The 14,480-nt window shown below is 65.1% G+C and carries 13 protein-coding genes; 12 read left to right on the top strand and 1 reads right to left on the bottom strand.

The window, feature by feature from the left end; genetic code table 11:
• Window positions 1–8 precede the first annotated feature (8 nt).
• The 9 genes from rimP to RDV64_RS00705 all read left to right on the top strand — a co-directional run bounded on the left by rimP (window position 9) and on the right by RDV64_RS00705 (window position 9,400).
• Window positions 9–548, top strand: a complete 540-nt coding sequence (gene rimP / locus RDV64_RS00745) for a ribosome maturation factor RimP (protein WP_309197381.1) — start codon at window positions 9–11, stop codon at window positions 546–548.
• Between the two features lie 111 nt (window positions 549–659).
• Window positions 660–2,282, top strand: coding sequence for a transcription termination factor NusA (gene nusA, locus RDV64_RS00740; protein ID WP_309197380.1), 1,623 nt, complete (start codon window positions 660–662; stop codon window positions 2,280–2,282).
• Window positions 2,192–2,944, top strand: a complete 753-nt coding sequence (locus RDV64_RS00735; RefSeq protein WP_309199589.1) for an RNA-binding protein — start codon at window positions 2,192–2,194, stop codon at window positions 2,942–2,944. Before nusA ends, RDV64_RS00735 begins: the two co-directional genes overlap by 91 nt.
• Window positions 2,941–6,072, top strand: a complete 3,132-nt coding sequence (gene infB / locus RDV64_RS00730; RefSeq protein ID WP_309197379.1) for a translation initiation factor IF-2 — start codon at window positions 2,941–2,943, stop codon at window positions 6,070–6,072. The genes RDV64_RS00735 and infB overlap by 4 nt, the downstream gene beginning before the upstream one ends.
• A gap of 91 nt (window positions 6,073–6,163) precedes the next feature.
• Window positions 6,164–6,562, top strand: coding sequence for a 30S ribosome-binding factor RbfA (gene rbfA / locus RDV64_RS00725; RefSeq protein ID WP_309197378.1), 399 nt, complete (start codon window positions 6,164–6,166; stop codon window positions 6,560–6,562).
• Window positions 6,555–7,685: a tRNA pseudouridine(55) synthase TruB gene (gene truB, locus RDV64_RS00720; protein ID WP_309197377.1), complete on the top strand. Its 1,131-nt coding sequence runs from the start codon at window positions 6,555–6,557 to the stop codon at window positions 7,683–7,685. Before rbfA ends, truB begins: the two co-directional genes overlap by 8 nt.
• A gap of 179 nt (window positions 7,686–7,864) precedes the next feature.
• Entirely contained in the window at window positions 7,865–8,185 is a 321-nt protein-coding gene (locus tag RDV64_RS00715) for a hypothetical protein (protein WP_309197376.1), read from the top strand.
• Between the two features lie 173 nt (window positions 8,186–8,358).
• Entirely contained in the window at window positions 8,359–9,075 is a 717-nt protein-coding gene (locus RDV64_RS00710) for a glycosyltransferase family 2 protein (RefSeq protein ID WP_309197375.1), read from the top strand.
• A complete protein-coding gene (locus tag RDV64_RS00705) occupies window positions 9,068–9,400 on the top strand; it encodes a lipid-A-disaccharide synthase N-terminal domain-containing protein (protein WP_309197374.1) in 333 nt (110 codons plus the stop codon). Before RDV64_RS00710 ends, RDV64_RS00705 begins: the two co-directional genes overlap by 8 nt.
• Before the next feature lie 51 nt (window positions 9,401–9,451).
• Here RDV64_RS00705 and metC read toward each other — a convergent pair whose 3' ends face one another.
• A complete protein-coding gene (gene metC, locus RDV64_RS00700; protein WP_309197373.1) occupies window positions 9,452–10,639 on the bottom strand; it encodes a cystathionine beta-lyase in 1,188 nt (395 codons plus the stop codon).
• A 166-nt stretch (window positions 10,640–10,805) separates the two neighbouring features.
• On the opposite strand from metC, the gene RDV64_RS00695 reads away from it, so the two are divergent.
• From RDV64_RS00695 to RDV64_RS00685, 3 genes are all read left to right on the top strand, one after another.
• The gene (locus tag RDV64_RS00695; protein WP_309199588.1) at window positions 10,806–11,831 is read left to right on the top strand and encodes an amino acid ABC transporter substrate-binding protein; all 1,026 of its coding nucleotides are present in this window, start codon (window positions 10,806–10,808) and stop codon (window positions 11,829–11,831) included.
• A gap of 141 nt (window positions 11,832–11,972) precedes the next feature.
• On the top strand, window positions 11,973–13,181 hold the full coding sequence (locus RDV64_RS00690) for an ABC transporter permease subunit (protein ID WP_309197372.1): 1,209 nt from the start codon (window positions 11,973–11,975) through the stop codon (window positions 13,179–13,181).
• Window position 13,182: 1 nt separating this feature from the next.
• Window positions 13,183–14,478: an ABC transporter permease subunit gene (locus RDV64_RS00685; RefSeq protein ID WP_309197371.1), complete on the top strand. Its 1,296-nt coding sequence runs from the start codon at window positions 13,183–13,185 to the stop codon at window positions 14,476–14,478.
• Window positions 14,479–14,480: the final 2 nt, after the last annotated feature.

The following is a 14,480-nucleotide window of genomic DNA, read 5'->3' as shown; positions in this document are numbered from 1 at the left end:
AGGACCATGTGTCGCAAGACGACCGGCTGATTACCGAAAGCGGGCAGGAAGCCCGTGTGGCGCACGTCGTGGCGCCGAGCATCGAGGCACTGGGCTTCCGCCTGGTGCGCGTGCGGATTTTGGCGCAGCACGGCTGCACCGTCCAGGTCATGGCCGAGCGCGATGACGGCACCCTGACCGTGGATGATTGCGAGGCGATCAGCCACGCGATTTCGCCGGTGCTCGACGTCGACGACCCCATTGGCCGCGAATACAGCCTTGAGGTGTCCTCTCCGGGGATCGACAGGCCGCTGGTGCGCGAAGCAGATTTCGTGCGCTGGAGCGGGCAGGAGGCCCGGATCGAGACGCAGCTTCCCATCAACGGTCGCCGCAGGTTCCGCGGCAAGCTGATGGGTGTCGAAGACGGCAAGGTGGGCATTCGCCTGCCGGATGTTGGTGCCGAGACCGCCTGGCTGTCGCTCACCGACATTGCCGACGCGCGACTCCTGCTGACCGACGCTCTAGTCGAGGAATCGCTGCGGGCCGGCAAGAAGGCCGCGCAGAACTGACGGCCAGGGCCTTTCTTTAACGCAGGCGCGGGCCTGCGACCTGAATGACGACGGGGCGGTGCCCCGACTTTGAACTCGGCGGGGCGGATCGCCCCCACTTGGGGATGAACAATGGCAGTCAGCGCGAACAAGCTGGAGTTGTTGCAAATCGCTGACGCGGTTGCGCGCGAGAAGCAGATCGACCGCGCCATCGTGATCGAGGCGATGGAAGACGCGATCCAGAAGGCTGCGCGGGCCCGTTACGGTCAGGAAACTGAAATCCGTGCCGAGATTAACCCCAAGTCTGGCGAAACGCGGCTGCAGCGGCTGATGGAAGTGGTTGAAGAGGTCGAGAACCCCAACAACCAGATTGCGCTTTCCGATGCGCTGGCGAAGAATCCGGAAGTGCATGTCGGCGACTATATCGCCGACCCGCTGCCGCCGATCGAGTTCGGCCGCGTCGCCACCCAATCCGCCAAGCAGGTGATCGTGCAGAAGGTCCGCGAGGCCGAGCGCGACCGCCAGTATGAAGAGTTCGAGAATCGCGTCGGCGAGATCATCAACGGCATCGTCAAGCGCGTGGAATACGGCAACGTCATCGTGGACCTTGGCCGCGGCGAGGCCATCGTGCGGCGCGACCAGCTGATCCCGCGCGAAGTCTTCCGCCCCGGCGACCGCATCCGCTCCTACATTGCCGATGTCCGCCGCGAGCCGCGCGGCCCGCAGATCTTCCTGTCGCGCACGCATCCGATGTTCACGAAGATGCTGTTCCGCCAGGAAGTGCCGGAAATCTACGACGGCGTGATCGAGATCAAGTCGGTCGCCCGTGACCCCGGCAGCCGCGCCAAGATCGCCGTCATCAGCCATGACAGTTCCATCGACCCGGTCGGCGCCTGCGTCGGTATGCGCGGCTCTCGCGTTCAGGCCGTGGTGCAGGAGCAGCAGGGCGAGAAGATCGACATCATCCCCTGGTCGCCCGATGCCGCGACGTTCATCGTCAACGCGCTGCAGCCGGCCGAGGTCTCCAAGGTGGTGCTCGACGAGGATTCGGAGCGCATCGAGGTGGTGGTGCCGGACGAGCAGCTTTCGCTCGCCATCGGCCGCCGCGGCCAGAACGTGCGCCTCGCGTCGCAGCTCACCGGCTGGGACATCGACATCATGACCGAGGCCGAAGAGTCCGAGCGCCGGCAGAAGGAATTTGCCGAGCGCACGCAGCTCTTCGTCGATGGCCTCAACGTCGACGAAGTGGTGGGCCAGCTGCTGGCATCCGAAGGCTTCACCTCCATGGAGGAGGTCGCCTACGTCGAGATTGACGAGATCGCCTCCATCGAGGGCTTTGACGACGAGACCGCCGAGGAATTGCAGGCTCGTGCCCGTGAAAACCTCGAAGAGATCGAGGTTCGCAACGACGAAAAGCGTCGCGAGCTGGGCGTGGACGACGACCTGAAGCAGGTGCCCGGCATCACCACCGCAATGATGGTGGCGCTTGGCGAGGACGACGTGAAGAGCCTTGAGGATTTTGCCGGCTCCGTGCCGGACGATCTGGTCGGCTGGGTCGAGAAGCGGGGGCCGGAGACGGTTCGCCACACCGGTCCGCTTGCCGCGTTCGACGTGAGCCGTGCCGATGCCGAAGCGATGATCATGACCGCCCGCGTGTCGGCTGGCTGGATCACCGAGGAAGACCTTTCCGGACCCGCCGAGGATGCGCACGAAGGCGATGGCGAGGCAGACGTTGCGGCGGAGGCTGTCTCCTGAAGAAAGCGGATAGGTCGCCAGAACGAACATGTGCGCTGACCCGGCGAACGGGCACGCCGGACACCATGGTCCGGTTCGTGCTATCGCCGGACGGCGTCGTCACGCCTGATATCAAGCGCCGCCTTCCGGGGCGTGGCGTCTGGGTGGACGGCACGCGGACCAGCGTGGCGGAAGCTGCGAAGAAGCGGGTCTTTTCCCGCGGATTCCGTGCCGATTTGAAAGTTTCGCCAACGTTGGCGGATGATGTGGCGGCGCTTCTGCGCCGTGCCGCACTGGAGCGCCTGTCGATGGCGCAGAAGGCCGGCCTTGTTGTGGCCGGCTTCGAGAAAGTGCGGGCCGCCGTGCGTGACAGGGCGGTGACAGGGCTGATTTTTGCAAGCGATGCATCTGAAGATAGCCGCCAAAAGGTGGAGGCGCTTGCCAAAAAGGCTTTGGAACTCCATAACAAGTGGAGTGTGGCTGACGTGTTTTCTTCGGCTGAGCTGGAGAGCACCTTGGGGCGTCAACGTGTGGTTCATGTCGCACTCGCGCCCGGCCGAACGAGCGATCTCTTCTTCACGGACGCTCTGCGCTTGCGCGGCTACGAGTTTGGGCCATTGCATCCCGCGGACGTTTCCAACCACACCGACGAACTCATGTTCGCAGGACCTTTGACTGTATGAGCGATACGAACGACACCGGCGAACAACTTGGCGGGCGCAAGAAAACCTTGAGCCTGCGTCGCGGCGGTGTGGAGCAGTCTACCACACGGCAGAGCTTCTCCCACGGGCGCACCAAGTCGGTTGTGGTCGAAAAGAAGAAGCGCCGGATTGTGGTTCCGGGACAGGGCGATGCCGCACCTGCCGCCGAGGCTGCGCCGCGCAAGCCGGAAGCTGCTGCACCGCAGCCGGCACCGGCCGAGCCCGCACCGGCCCCCGAACCCGTCGTGGCAGAAGCCGCGCCGGCGACGGCTGCGACCGCCAAGGCGACCACTGCCAAAGCGACACCCGCCAAGGCGACACCTGCAAAGGCAGCGCCCGAGAAGCCTGCGCCCGCACCTGCCAGCAAGCCAGCCGCCAAGGCTGACAAGCCGGTTGCCGCGAAGCCCGACGAAGCGCCGGCCCCCAAGGCACCCGCCAAGGCGAAGGAAGAGCCGGTCGTGGCCGAGGCCGCGCCTGACGCTGTGGCTGAAACTGCCAAGCCGGCAGCCAAGGCCGCGAGCGCGAGCGCGAGCGCCGACGAGCTGGCGGCCCAGGCTCTCAATCTTTCGGCGCGTCCGCGCATCATCGGCCGTGCCGAGGTGAAGGATAAGCCGGCGCCGGTGGAAGCGCCCGCACAGCGCCGCCGTTCGAGCCAGGCGTCTTCGCCCGGCCCGCGCAGCGGCCAGCAGCGCACGCCCGAGCGCGATACCCCGGCCCCCCGCGGGCGGACCCCGGCGTCCCCCCCGCGCGGCGAGCGTGTGGAGCGGGCCAAGGAGCCCCGTCGTGGCGGCCCGCAGGTGCACCGCACCCTGTCGAAGACCGAGCAGGATGCACGGGCGCGCGCGCTGGCAACGGCGCGCACCCAGCAGGGCGAGCAGAAGAAGCGCGCCGAGGAAGAGGCGATTCGCGAACGCGATGCCATCGACCAGGCAAAGCGCGATCTGGCCGAAGCCGAACTGAAGCGCGAGCGCGAAGAGGCTCGCCGCAAGGCCGAGGAAGAACTGGCCGCCCGCAAGGCTGCCCAGGAAGAGACTGCGGCCGCCAACAAGGCTGCCGATGCGTCCGCGACCGAGGTCGACGGTGAAGTGCGCCCGGCGCGCGGCACCGGCCCGGTCCGCCGCAAGACCAGCAAGGAGCTGGAAGAAGACGAGGCGGCGAGCGCCAAGGCCAAGAAGGCCCGCGCCACCCCCACCAAGACTGCGGTCAAGGGCGACGACCGCCGGCGTACCAAGCTGACGATCACCACCGCCCTGGAAGACGATTCGGAGCGCGGGCGTTCGCTCGCAGCGCTGCGTCGCCGCCGTGAAAAAGAAAAGCGCGGCGGATCACGGTCCGGCCCGCGGGAGAAAGTTGTGCGCGAAGTCGTTATCCCCGACGCCATCTCGATCCAGGACCTTGCCTCGCGCATGTCCGAGCGTGGTGTGGACGTCATCAAGCTCCTCATGAAAGAGGGGCAGATGCACAAGATCACCGACATCATCGACGCCGAGACCGCCGAGCTGGTCGTGACCGAGTTCGGCCACACCGTGAAGCGCGTGTCCGAAGCCGATGTCGAAGAGGGTCTGTTCGACGCTCGCGACATGGATCTGGAAAACTCGATCACGCGGCCGCCGGTCGTGACGATCATGGGCCACGTCGACCACGGCAAGACCAGCCTGCTCGACGCGATCCGCAAGGCCAACGTGGTGTCCGGCGAAGCCGGCGGCATCACCCAGCACATCGGCGCCTATCAGGTCGAGCTGGACGGTCAGAAGATCACCTTCCTCGACACGCCGGGCCACGCCGCCTTTACCCAGATGCGTGCCCGCGGTGCCAAGGCGACCGATATCGTCATCCTGGTGGTGGCGGCGGACGATGGCGTGATGCCGCAGACGGCGGAGGCGATTTCTCACGCCAAGGCTGCCGGTGTTCCGATGATCGTGGCGATCAACAAGATCGACAAGCCGGGCGCCGATCCGACGCGTGTTCGCACGGACCTGCTCCAGCAGGACATCGTGGTCGAATCCATGTCGGGTGACGTTCAGGACGTGGAAGTCTCCGCGCTCAAGGGCCTTAACCTCGACAAGCTGCTCGAAGCGGTCATCCTCCAGTCCGAATTCCTGGAGCTGAAGGCCAACCCGGATCGCGAGGCGCATGGCGTCGTCGTGGAAGCCAAGCTCGACAAGGGGCGCGGCTCCGTGGCCACCGTTCTCGTCCAGCAGGGCACGCTGCGGGTCGGCGACATCATTGTCGCAGGCACGGAGTGGGGCAAGGTTCGCGCACTCCTCAACGACCAGGGCGACCGGGTCAGCGAAGCGCTGCCGTCCATGCCGGTCGAGGTTCTGGGCCTCAACGCCACGCCGGAAGCCGGCGACCAGTTCGTGGTCGTCGACAGCGAAGGCCGTGCGCGCGAGATCACCGAGTACCGCGAGCGCCTGAAGCGTGACACGAGCACCGCCCCGTCGACCGCCGTGTCGCTGGAGCAGATGATGTCGAACCTGCAGGCCGCGGGGCTCTCCGAGTTCCCGATCGTGCTGAAGGCCGATGTGCAGGGTTCGTCCGAGGCCATTGTCGGCGCACTCGAAAAGCTCAACACCGACGAAGTGGCGGCCCGCGTGCTGCACCAGGGCGTCGGCGCGATCACCGAATCGGACGTCACCCTTGCGGCGGCGACCGGCGGCGTGATCATCGGCTTCAACGTGCGTGCCAACAAGCAGGCCCGCGAATCGGCCGATCGGGCCGGCGTGGAAATCCGCTACTACTCGATCATCTACAACCTGATCGACGACGTGAAGGACGCCATGTCCGGCATGCTGAAGCCGGAGCGCCGCGAAACCTTCATCGGTTATGCGGAGATCCTCCAGGTCTTCAACATCACGAAGACCGGCAAGGTCGCGGGTTGCCGCGTCACCGAAGGCATGGTCGAGCGCGGTGCTGGTGTCCGCCTCCTGCGCGACAACGTGGTCATCCACGAGGGCATGCTGAAGACGCTGAAGCGCTTCAAGGACGAAGTGAAGGAAGTGCAGGTCGGCCAGGAGTGCGGCATGGCCTTCGAGAAGTACGAGGACATCCGCGAGGGCGACACCATCGAGTGTTTCCGCGTCGAGGAAGTCGAGCGCACGCTCGCCTAAACGAAAAAGCGGGACCGGCGGGAGCCGTCCCGCCGGTTTTTAGCGCCGCGGACCGGGTCCGATCCCCGCCGTGGCCAGCCCCGAGGATAAAATGCAATCACAGCGTCAGCTGCGCGTCGGCGAACTCGTTCGCCACGCGCTTTCCGCCATTCTCGCGCGTGGCGGAACCTACGATCCCGACATTGACCGCCAGCCGATCACGGTGCCCGAGGTTCGGATGAGCCCGGACCTCAAGATCGCGACCGTGCTCGTCATGCCGCTGGGCGGCGAGAACCGGGACCGGATCATCAAGGCTCTGGCGCGCAACGCCAAACCGCTGCGGGCCGCGCTCGCCCGCGAGATCCGCCAGCTGAAATACATGCCGGACCTCAGGTTCCGGCTCGACACACGCTTCGATGACGATGACTGGATGCGCTCGGTTCTCAAGGACCCGATCATCGCAAAGGACATTGCGAAGGGAGACGATGGCACAGAGGGAACCGATGGTTAAGACCTTCGATCTGCAGGACGATCAGCCACAGCCCGCGGCGGCGCGAAAGCCCCGCAACGGCAACGGTCAGCGCCGCCGTGGCAAGCCGAAGAACCAGCTCGACGGGTGGATCGTGCTCGACAAGCCCATCGGCATCACGTCGACCCAGGCACTGGGCGCCGTGAAGCGGCTGTTCCTGCCCGAGAAGGCCGGCCATGCCGGCACGCTCGACCCGCTGGCCTCCGGCCTCCTGCCGCTCGCCTTCGGCGATGCGACCAAAACCGTGCCTTATGTGGTGGACGGTGCCAAGCGCTACCGCTTCACGGTCACCTGGGGCGCAACGACGGACACCGACGATGCCGACGGCAGCGTGATCGCGTCCAGCGACGTGCGCCCCGGCCGTGAGGCCATCGAGGCGGCCTTGCCGGCATTCGTCGGCGAAATCATGCAGATCCCGCCGCAATATTCCGCGGTGAAGATCAACGGCCAGCGCGCCTATGACCTCGCCCGCGAAGGCGAGGTGGTCGACATCAAGGCACGCACCGTGACCATCACCCGCCTTGCCATCGTCGGCGAGCCGGCGGCGGACACCTGTGTCCTGGAAGCTGATTGCGGCAAGGGCACCTATGTCCGCGCCATTGCGCGCGACCTTGCGCAGGCGCTGGGCACCGAGGGGCACGTCAGCCAGCTGCGGCGCACCCGCGTCGGCCCGTTCGACGAAGCGGACATGGTGACGCTGGACGACCTGCGCGAAATGGCAGCCGCCGACCCGCAGGCGGCCATCGACGCACGCCTCCTCAGCCCCGCCCTTGCGCTGGACGGCCTTCCTGCCGCCGAGGTGGACCGCGTGGCCGCAAGCCGCCTCAAGCGCGGGCAGGGGGCGATCCTGCGCCCGCTGCGCGACGATCTGGAGGGCAGCGAAGTGCGTGCGATGATGGCCGGCGAGCTGATTGCGCTGTGCCGTGCCGAGCAGAGCGAATTGCACCCCGTGCGCGTGTTCCGCGGCGGCCGCCGCCGGATTACCATCACGCCGCCCGCACAGGCCGAGGCGAAAGCCGCGGCAGCCAGTGCGGCCGCAGAAAACGATGCGGACGCCTCGGCAGCGGCGGAGCACGAGGCGCTCGCCGTCAGCGCGGCACACTGAACCGCAACAGCGTTCCGCGGCACGTCCGCGGAACGCGCCCGCCTGCGCAGGGGCGCAAGGTTCCGGGCAGCGATGCACCGCCGGGCACAGCATAACGGGTTAAAGGCAAGTGGTGCTTCGCTTTCGCGGCGAAGCCCATCCGCCCTCGCGCACACATTTGCGCAATCGGAGCCCGCTTCATGCGCCTTGCCGCACTCTTGCCGATGTTCCTCATCGCCTTCGGGTCTGCCGCACCGGCTGCGGACCTGCCGCGCCTTTTCAAGGCGCCCGCGCCGCCCGTGGCCACCTCCTATTATTGCATCATCGTCACGACCTCCGGTCAGCTTGAAGTGTTTCAGGAGCCGCAGGGCGAGGTCTGGGGCTTTCTGCCGGCGGGGATGGAGGTGGAAATCATGGAAGCGCCCACATCGCCGTCCTATGATCTGTGGGTGCGCATCAAGCCGCCGCGGCACAACCTTTATTATGGCTGGGTGCCCACGGCGGCCTTCCGCTGCGCCTGAGGCGTTGGCCGGGGTACGTCTGGCGCACCCCAGGGTCCCGCGGGGCTGGCGGGCCGCCGCTCTTGTGGTGAAGGCGGTTTGGGTAGTAGGGGAGCGGTTTACAGTGTCGTAAACCCGCTCGCGCGGCCAAACTGTCCGGACCCATGCAAGCCCGCAACCCTTCGCGCCCCTTCGTGAGCATCGTGATCCCCGCCAAGGATGAGCGGGACGCGATCGTGCCGCTCCTGCACGAAGTTCTGGCCGGTCCGCTGCCGCCGCCATTCGAAGTGATTGTCGTGGACGACGGCTCGACCGACGGCACGGCCGACGCGGTCCGCGCCGCTGCGCTGCCTGCGGTGCGCCTGTTGCGGCACGAAAAATCGGGCGGGAAATCGCGCGCCGTTCGTGCCGGCATTCTGGCTGCCCGTGGCGACATTGCCGTGACGGTGGACGGCGACGGTCAGAACGACCCCAAGTTCCTGGCCGATCTCGTTGCCCCGCTGATCAGGGACCCTGCCATTGGTCTCGTTGCCGGCCAGCGCACGCAGCGGCACGATGGCGCCCGCAAGAAGATCGCTTCGCGCCTTGCCAACCGCCTGCGCCGCGCGATGCTGGCCGATGACACGCGCGACACCGCGTGCGGCCTGAAGGCCATGCGCCGCGACGCCTACCTGCTGATCCCGTTCTTCGACAACAACCACCGCTTCTATCCGGCGCTGTTCATGCGGGAAGGCTGGAAGATTGCCCATGTGGCGGTGGCGGATCGGCCGCGGACCAGCGGACAGTCCAAATACGGCACGCTGGACCGGGCGCTGGTCGGCATTCCCGACCTTCTGGGCGTGTGGTGGCTGCGCCGCCGCAGCGCATCCCGCCCTGTCGCGGCGGACGTTCTGGAGCGGACGGATGTCTGAGGCTTTCGCGTCGCTGGGCGCCTGGTTCCACAACGTGTTCGTGGCGCAGTTCACCGTCTGGATCGCCATCGGCTTTTTTGCACAGGCGATGTTTTCGGCGCGCTTCCTGATCCAGTGGATCGCGTCGGAGAAGGCGGGCCGGTCTGTGGTGCCTGTGGCGTTCTGGTTCTTCTCCATCGCGGGCGGGGCGCTGTTGTTCGTGTATGCGCTTTACCGCGAAGACCCCGTGTTCATTGCGGGGCAGGGGATGGGGCTGTTCATCTACGGCCGCAATCTTTGGCTCATCTTCCGCGAACGGCGCAGCGCGCTCGCCAACACGGTCTGACCCCGACACGGCCTGAACCGCCCGCAAGCCGGAGCCTGCGGGCGTCAGGCATCAGGCGGCGAAGGCGGCTTTCAGCGAGTTGTCGAGGTCGGCAATCAGGTCGCCGGGGTCTTCGAGGCCGATGTGAAGGCGGACCACCGCCTCATCTTCGGGCCACGTGGTGGCGCTGCGCAGGGACGGCATGGGCGCCAGGGTCGCAAGGCTCTCGAACCCGCCCCAGGAATACCCGATCCCGAAAAGCGCCAGACCGTCGATGAAGCGGATCACCTCTTCGCGCGTGCGGTCCTTGAACGTGATGCCGAGAAGGCCAGAGGCGCCCTTGAAGTCGCGCTTCCACATTTCGTGCCCCGGTGCGCCCGGCAGCGCGGGGTAGAGGACGCGGTGCACCAGCGGATTGCCGGACAGCCATTCGGACACGATCCGCGCATTGCGCGCATGCCGCTCCATTCGCACATCCAGCGTCCGGATCCCGCGCATGGTGAGGAACACGTCCTCCGGACCCACATGCAGGCCGAGGTCCTGCCAGGCTGCACGGACCTTCGCCATCGGTTCGCCATTGCCGCTGACGGTGCCCATCAGAAGGTCGGAATGACCGCCGAAATATTTGGTGGCGGACTGGATCGAGATGTCGATCCCGTGGGCTATGGGCTGAAAATAAAGTGGCGTTGCCCAGGTGTTATCCATGATTGTGGTGGCGCCGGCCTCGCGTGCCATTGTCGCCAGATGCGGAATGTCCGGCACCTCGAAGGTTTGTGACCCCGGTGCCTCCAGAAATACCACCGCCGTGGGCATTTCGAGCGCTGCGGCAACGGCGCCATGGTCGAGTGGATCGACATAGGTGGTCGTCACGCCGAAGCGGGTGAGAAAGCCGTCGCAGAATTTGCGGGTGGGAAAATAGACGTTGTCCAGCACGATGACGTGATCGCCGGGTTTCACCAAAGCAGCCAGTGCGCAGGCGTTCGCGGCGCGGCCTGTGGGCGTGAGAACACAGTCCTCTGCCTCTTCGAGTTCCAGGACCAGAGCCCGCAAAGCGTCCGTCGTCGGCGTGCCGGAACTACCGTAGGTGTAGGGCTGGGTGCGGTCGATCGTGCCCTGAATGTCCGGGTAAAGCACCGTGGATGCATGCACCACAGGTGGATTGACAAAGCCATGAAACGCCGAAGGGTCGAGGCCGCCGTGAGCGATCCGGGTGGCGGGTGCAAGCTTCGCCTGATGAGCGTCGGCTGGCTTTTTGTACATAGAATTTCCCTTTAGGGCGTTGGCGAAAGAGCGTTCTTCTGATTAGTGTGAGCAAGCTATGCGGCACGGCGCGTGCAGGGTTGCGCGTGAGTGGCACGTTAAGTGCTTGCGAGCCGATGAAGCGGCAGAATTGTTTTCCGTGAACCACCTTAGGAGTTGCATCACGATGAGGATTATAAACTTCGCGGCAGCGGCGGCCGTCGCAGGCCTGATTGCCGTACCTGCCAACGCGCAGACCTTGCAAGAGGTCAAGGACCGAGGGAATCTGAACTGCGGGATCAATACCGGCCTCGTCGGGTTTGCATTCACGGACGAGAACGGCAGCTGGCAGGGCTTCGACGTTGCGTTGTGCCAGGCAGTCGCCGCGGCCATCTTCGACGACCCCGAAGCCGTTGAATACACCTCGCTCACCGGCAAGACGCGTTTCACCGCGCTGGCCTCCGGCGAAGTGGATCTCCTTTCCCGAAACACGACGTGGACCCTTTCGCGCGACGTGGACCTGAAGCTCGATTTCCAGGGCGTCAACTACTATGACGGTCAGGGTTTCATGGTGCCCAAGGCGCTCGGCGTGACCTCCGCGCTTGAGCTCGACGGCGCGACCATCTGCATTCAGACCGGCACCACCACCGAGCTGAACCTTGCTGACTACTTCCGCGCCAACGACATGAACTACGAGCCGGTCCCCATCGAGACCGACAACGAAGCCCAGCAAAAATATCTTGCTGAAGCCTGCGATGCATACACGACCGACGCATCCGGTCTGGCCGCTGTCCGCTCTTCGTTCGAAAACCCGAGCGAGCACGTGATCCTGCCGCAGATCGTCTCCAAGGAGCCCCTTGGTCCGGTCACGCGCCATGGCGATTCCGAATGGTCCGACGTCGTCCGCTGGACGCTGAACGCGCTGATCATTGCGGAAGAAAAAGGCATCACCAAGGAAAACGTCGAGGAAATGGCATCCAAACCGGTTGAAGAACTCGACCCGGAAGTTGCACGTCTTCTCGGTGTTGACGGGGGCTACGGCGAGATGATGGGCCTGCCGTCCGACTGGGCCGTGAAGGCCATTGCGGCGACCGGCAACTACGCCGAGCTGTTCGACGAATTTCTGGGCCCGGACACCGCGGTCGGCCTGGAGCGCGGTCTTAACGCACTTTACAGCGACGGTGGCATTCTCTACGCGCCGCCGTTCCGTTAAGCCTTGATCAAGGGGCGCGGGTCATCCCGCGCCCCTTTTTCCGGCTTGTGCAGCAGCGCCGTATGCCGCGTTTTTTCGAACAGATGATTTTTTGCGCCAGACCGTGCCAAGCCCGTCAGCGCCACCCGCGGAGAGTATGACATGAGCGTCGTCACGTCAGGCCCGCCACAACCGTCTTTCCGCTTCAACATGCTCTGGACCGATGCGCGCTATCGATCCGGCTTCATCCAGGCCATCACCATGATGATCCTGATGCTGGCGGTGGCATGGCTGGTGAACAACACGGTCGTGAACCTTCGGGCGCTGGGCAAGGAATTCGATTTCGGCTTCCTCTGGCAAAGCGCCGGTTACGACATCAACCAGCAGCTGATCGAATATGACAGCCGGTCCACCAACGCCCGCGCGGCCGTGGTCGGCATTCTCAACACCCTTCTGGTGGCGGCCATGGGCTGCGTTCTGGCCACCATCCTGGGGGTCATTGCCGGTGTGGCGCGCCTTTCGCCCAACTGGCTGATTTCCAAGCTGATGACCGTTTATGTCGAAGGCTTCCGCAACGTCCCGGTGCTGCTCTGGATCCTCCTTGTAGCGGCCGTCGTGAACGAATCGCTGCCCCCGCCCAACGCATTTCGCGGCGAGGACGGGCTCGACGCGGGCGCCGTCGTCTTCACCAACCGCGGCTTTTATTTTCCAGCGCCGATCATCGGTGACGGCGGCAACATCGTCCTCATCATCTTCGCGCTGTCGGTTGCGGGCTTGTTTGCGCTGAGGGCCTGGGCGCGAAAGCGGCAGACCGCCACGGGCGAGCAGACGCCTGTCCTGTGGCTCGGCCTTGGCATTCTGATCGTGCCGACGCTGCTTGCCTTCTTCGCGCTCGGCCAGCCGATCACGCTGGAATATCCCGAGCTCAGGGGCTTCAACTTCCGCGGCGGCATCTTCATGCGCGACAGCCTGATTGCGCTGTGGCTCGCCCTTTCGCTCTACACCGGCGCTTTCATTGCCGAGATCGTGCGCGCCGGCATCCTGTCGGTCAGCCACGGGCAGTCCGAGGCGGCGTTTGCGCTGGGCCTCCGGCCCCGACGAACGATGAACCTCGTCGTCCTGCCACAGGCGCTGCGGGTCATCGTGCCGCCGCTGATCAGCCAGTATCTGAACCTTGCCAAGAACTCCTCGCTTGCAATTGCCGTCGGCTACATGGACGCCACCGGCACCCTTGGCGGCATCACGCTGAACCAGACGGGGCGCGAGATGGAATGCATCCTGCTTCTGATGGCATTCTACCTTCTCCTTTCGCTGATGATTTCCTCGGTGATGAACTTCTACAATTCCCGCGTGAAACTGGTGGAGCGGTGAGATGAGCGGAACCCACGCCGAAACCGTCCCCTACGTTGCGCAAACGCAGTATCCGACGCAGCCGCCACCCGGCTCTTCCACCGGCGTCATGGGCTGGCTGCGGGCGAACCTCTTTTCCTCGTGGTTCAACTCGCTCCTGACGATTCTCTCCATCGCCTTTCTGGCGTGGCTGCTGCCCGGCATCATCGACTGGGCGATCCTGAAGGCCGTCTGGCATGCAAGCAGCCTTTCGGAATGCCGTGACATCATCCGCGAAACCCATGGCGAGGGCGTTTCGGGCGCCTGCTGGGCCGTGATCCGCGAGCGCTACAACCAGATCATCTACGGCTTTTATCCTGACGAGTTGCGCTGGCGTCCCAACGTGGCCTTCCTCCTCATGGTGGTTGCGGTGATGCCGGTGCTGTTCCGTTCCATGCGCCCGCTCATCTGGATCATGGCCGGCGTCGTGGCCATCGCGCTGTTTACCTGGGTGGACCGGGGCAACATTGCCGGCTTCATCAACCCCACGGTGGGTGTGGCCGTGGCGGTGGCCATCCTTGCCTTCCTGTTCGGCGGACCGGCCTACCGCCGGAAATGGCTCGCGTTCTCGCTGGTGTTTCCGTTCCTCGCCTTCTTCCTGCTCTGGGGCGGACTGTTTTTGGAGTCGGTGCCGTCGTCCCGCTTCGGCGGGCTTCTCCTCACCATGGTCATCGGCGTGACCGGCATTGCAGGGTCCCTGCCGCTCGGCATCCTTCTGGCGCTGGGGCGCCAGTCCCGTCTGCCGGTGCTGCAGGTCATCTGCGTGACGTTCATCGAGTTCATCCGCGGCGTGCCGCTGATCACGCTGTTGTTTGTCGCGTCGACCCTCCTCAACTACTTCATGCCGCCCGGCACCGACTTCGACATCATCCCGCGCGTCCTCATCATGGCGACGCTGTTTGCCTCGGCCTACATGGCCGAAGTGATCCGCGGCGGTCTGGCCGCGTTGCCGAACGGCCAGTACGAAGCGGCCGACACGCTGGGCCTGTCCTACTGGCAGGGCATGCGGCTAATCATTCTGCCGCAGGCGCTGAAGATTTCCATTCCGGGGATCGTCAACACCTTCATCGGCCTCTTCAAGGACACGACGCTGGTCGCGGTGATCGGGTTGCTCGATCCGCTCGGTCTGACGAAGCCGATCCGCTCCGATAGTGACTGGAACGGCATTGTGTGGGAGCTTTACGGCTTCATCGCTCTGCTTTTCTTCGTCTGCTGCTTCGGAATGAGCCGATATTCCATGTTCCTCGAAAAACGCCTTCGGGCATCCGACCGCCGTTAGGG

The sequence above is a fragment of the Acuticoccus sp. MNP-M23 genome (genome assembly GCF_031195445.1).
Taxonomy (GTDB): Bacteria; Pseudomonadota; Alphaproteobacteria; order Rhizobiales; family Amorphaceae; genus Acuticoccus.
The sequence above is the reverse complement of the archived record's forward strand: the minus strand, read 5'-3'. Positions and strand labels throughout refer to the sequence as shown.

Coding starts and splice junctions, on each gene's coding strand:
- nusA (WP_309197380.1), top strand. CDS start 660: ATGGCAGTCAGCGCGAACAAGCTGGAGTTGTTGCAAATCGCTGACGCG.
- infB (WP_309197379.1), top strand. CDS start 2,941: ATGAGCGATACGAACGACACCGGCGAACAACTTGGCGGGCGCAAGAAA.
- rbfA (WP_309197378.1), top strand. CDS start 6,164: ATGCAATCACAGCGTCAGCTGCGCGTCGGCGAACTCGTTCGCCACGCG.
- truB (WP_309197377.1), top strand. CDS start 6,555: ATGGTTAAGACCTTCGATCTGCAGGACGATCAGCCACAGCCCGCGGCG.
- RDV64_RS00715 (WP_309197376.1), top strand. CDS start 7,865: ATGCGCCTTGCCGCACTCTTGCCGATGTTCCTCATCGCCTTCGGGTCT.
- RDV64_RS00705 (WP_309197374.1), top strand. CDS start 9,068: ATGTCTGAGGCTTTCGCGTCGCTGGGCGCCTGGTTCCACAACGTGTTC.
- metC (WP_309197373.1), bottom strand. CDS start 10,639: ATGTACAAAAAGCCAGCCGACGCTCATCAGGCGAAGCTTGCACCCGCC.
- RDV64_RS00695 (WP_309199588.1), top strand. CDS start 10,806: ATGAGGATTATAAACTTCGCGGCAGCGGCGGCCGTCGCAGGCCTGATT.
- RDV64_RS00690 (WP_309197372.1), top strand. CDS start 11,973: ATGAGCGTCGTCACGTCAGGCCCGCCACAACCGTCTTTCCGCTTCAAC.
- RDV64_RS00685 (WP_309197371.1), top strand. CDS start 13,183: ATGAGCGGAACCCACGCCGAAACCGTCCCCTACGTTGCGCAAACGCAG.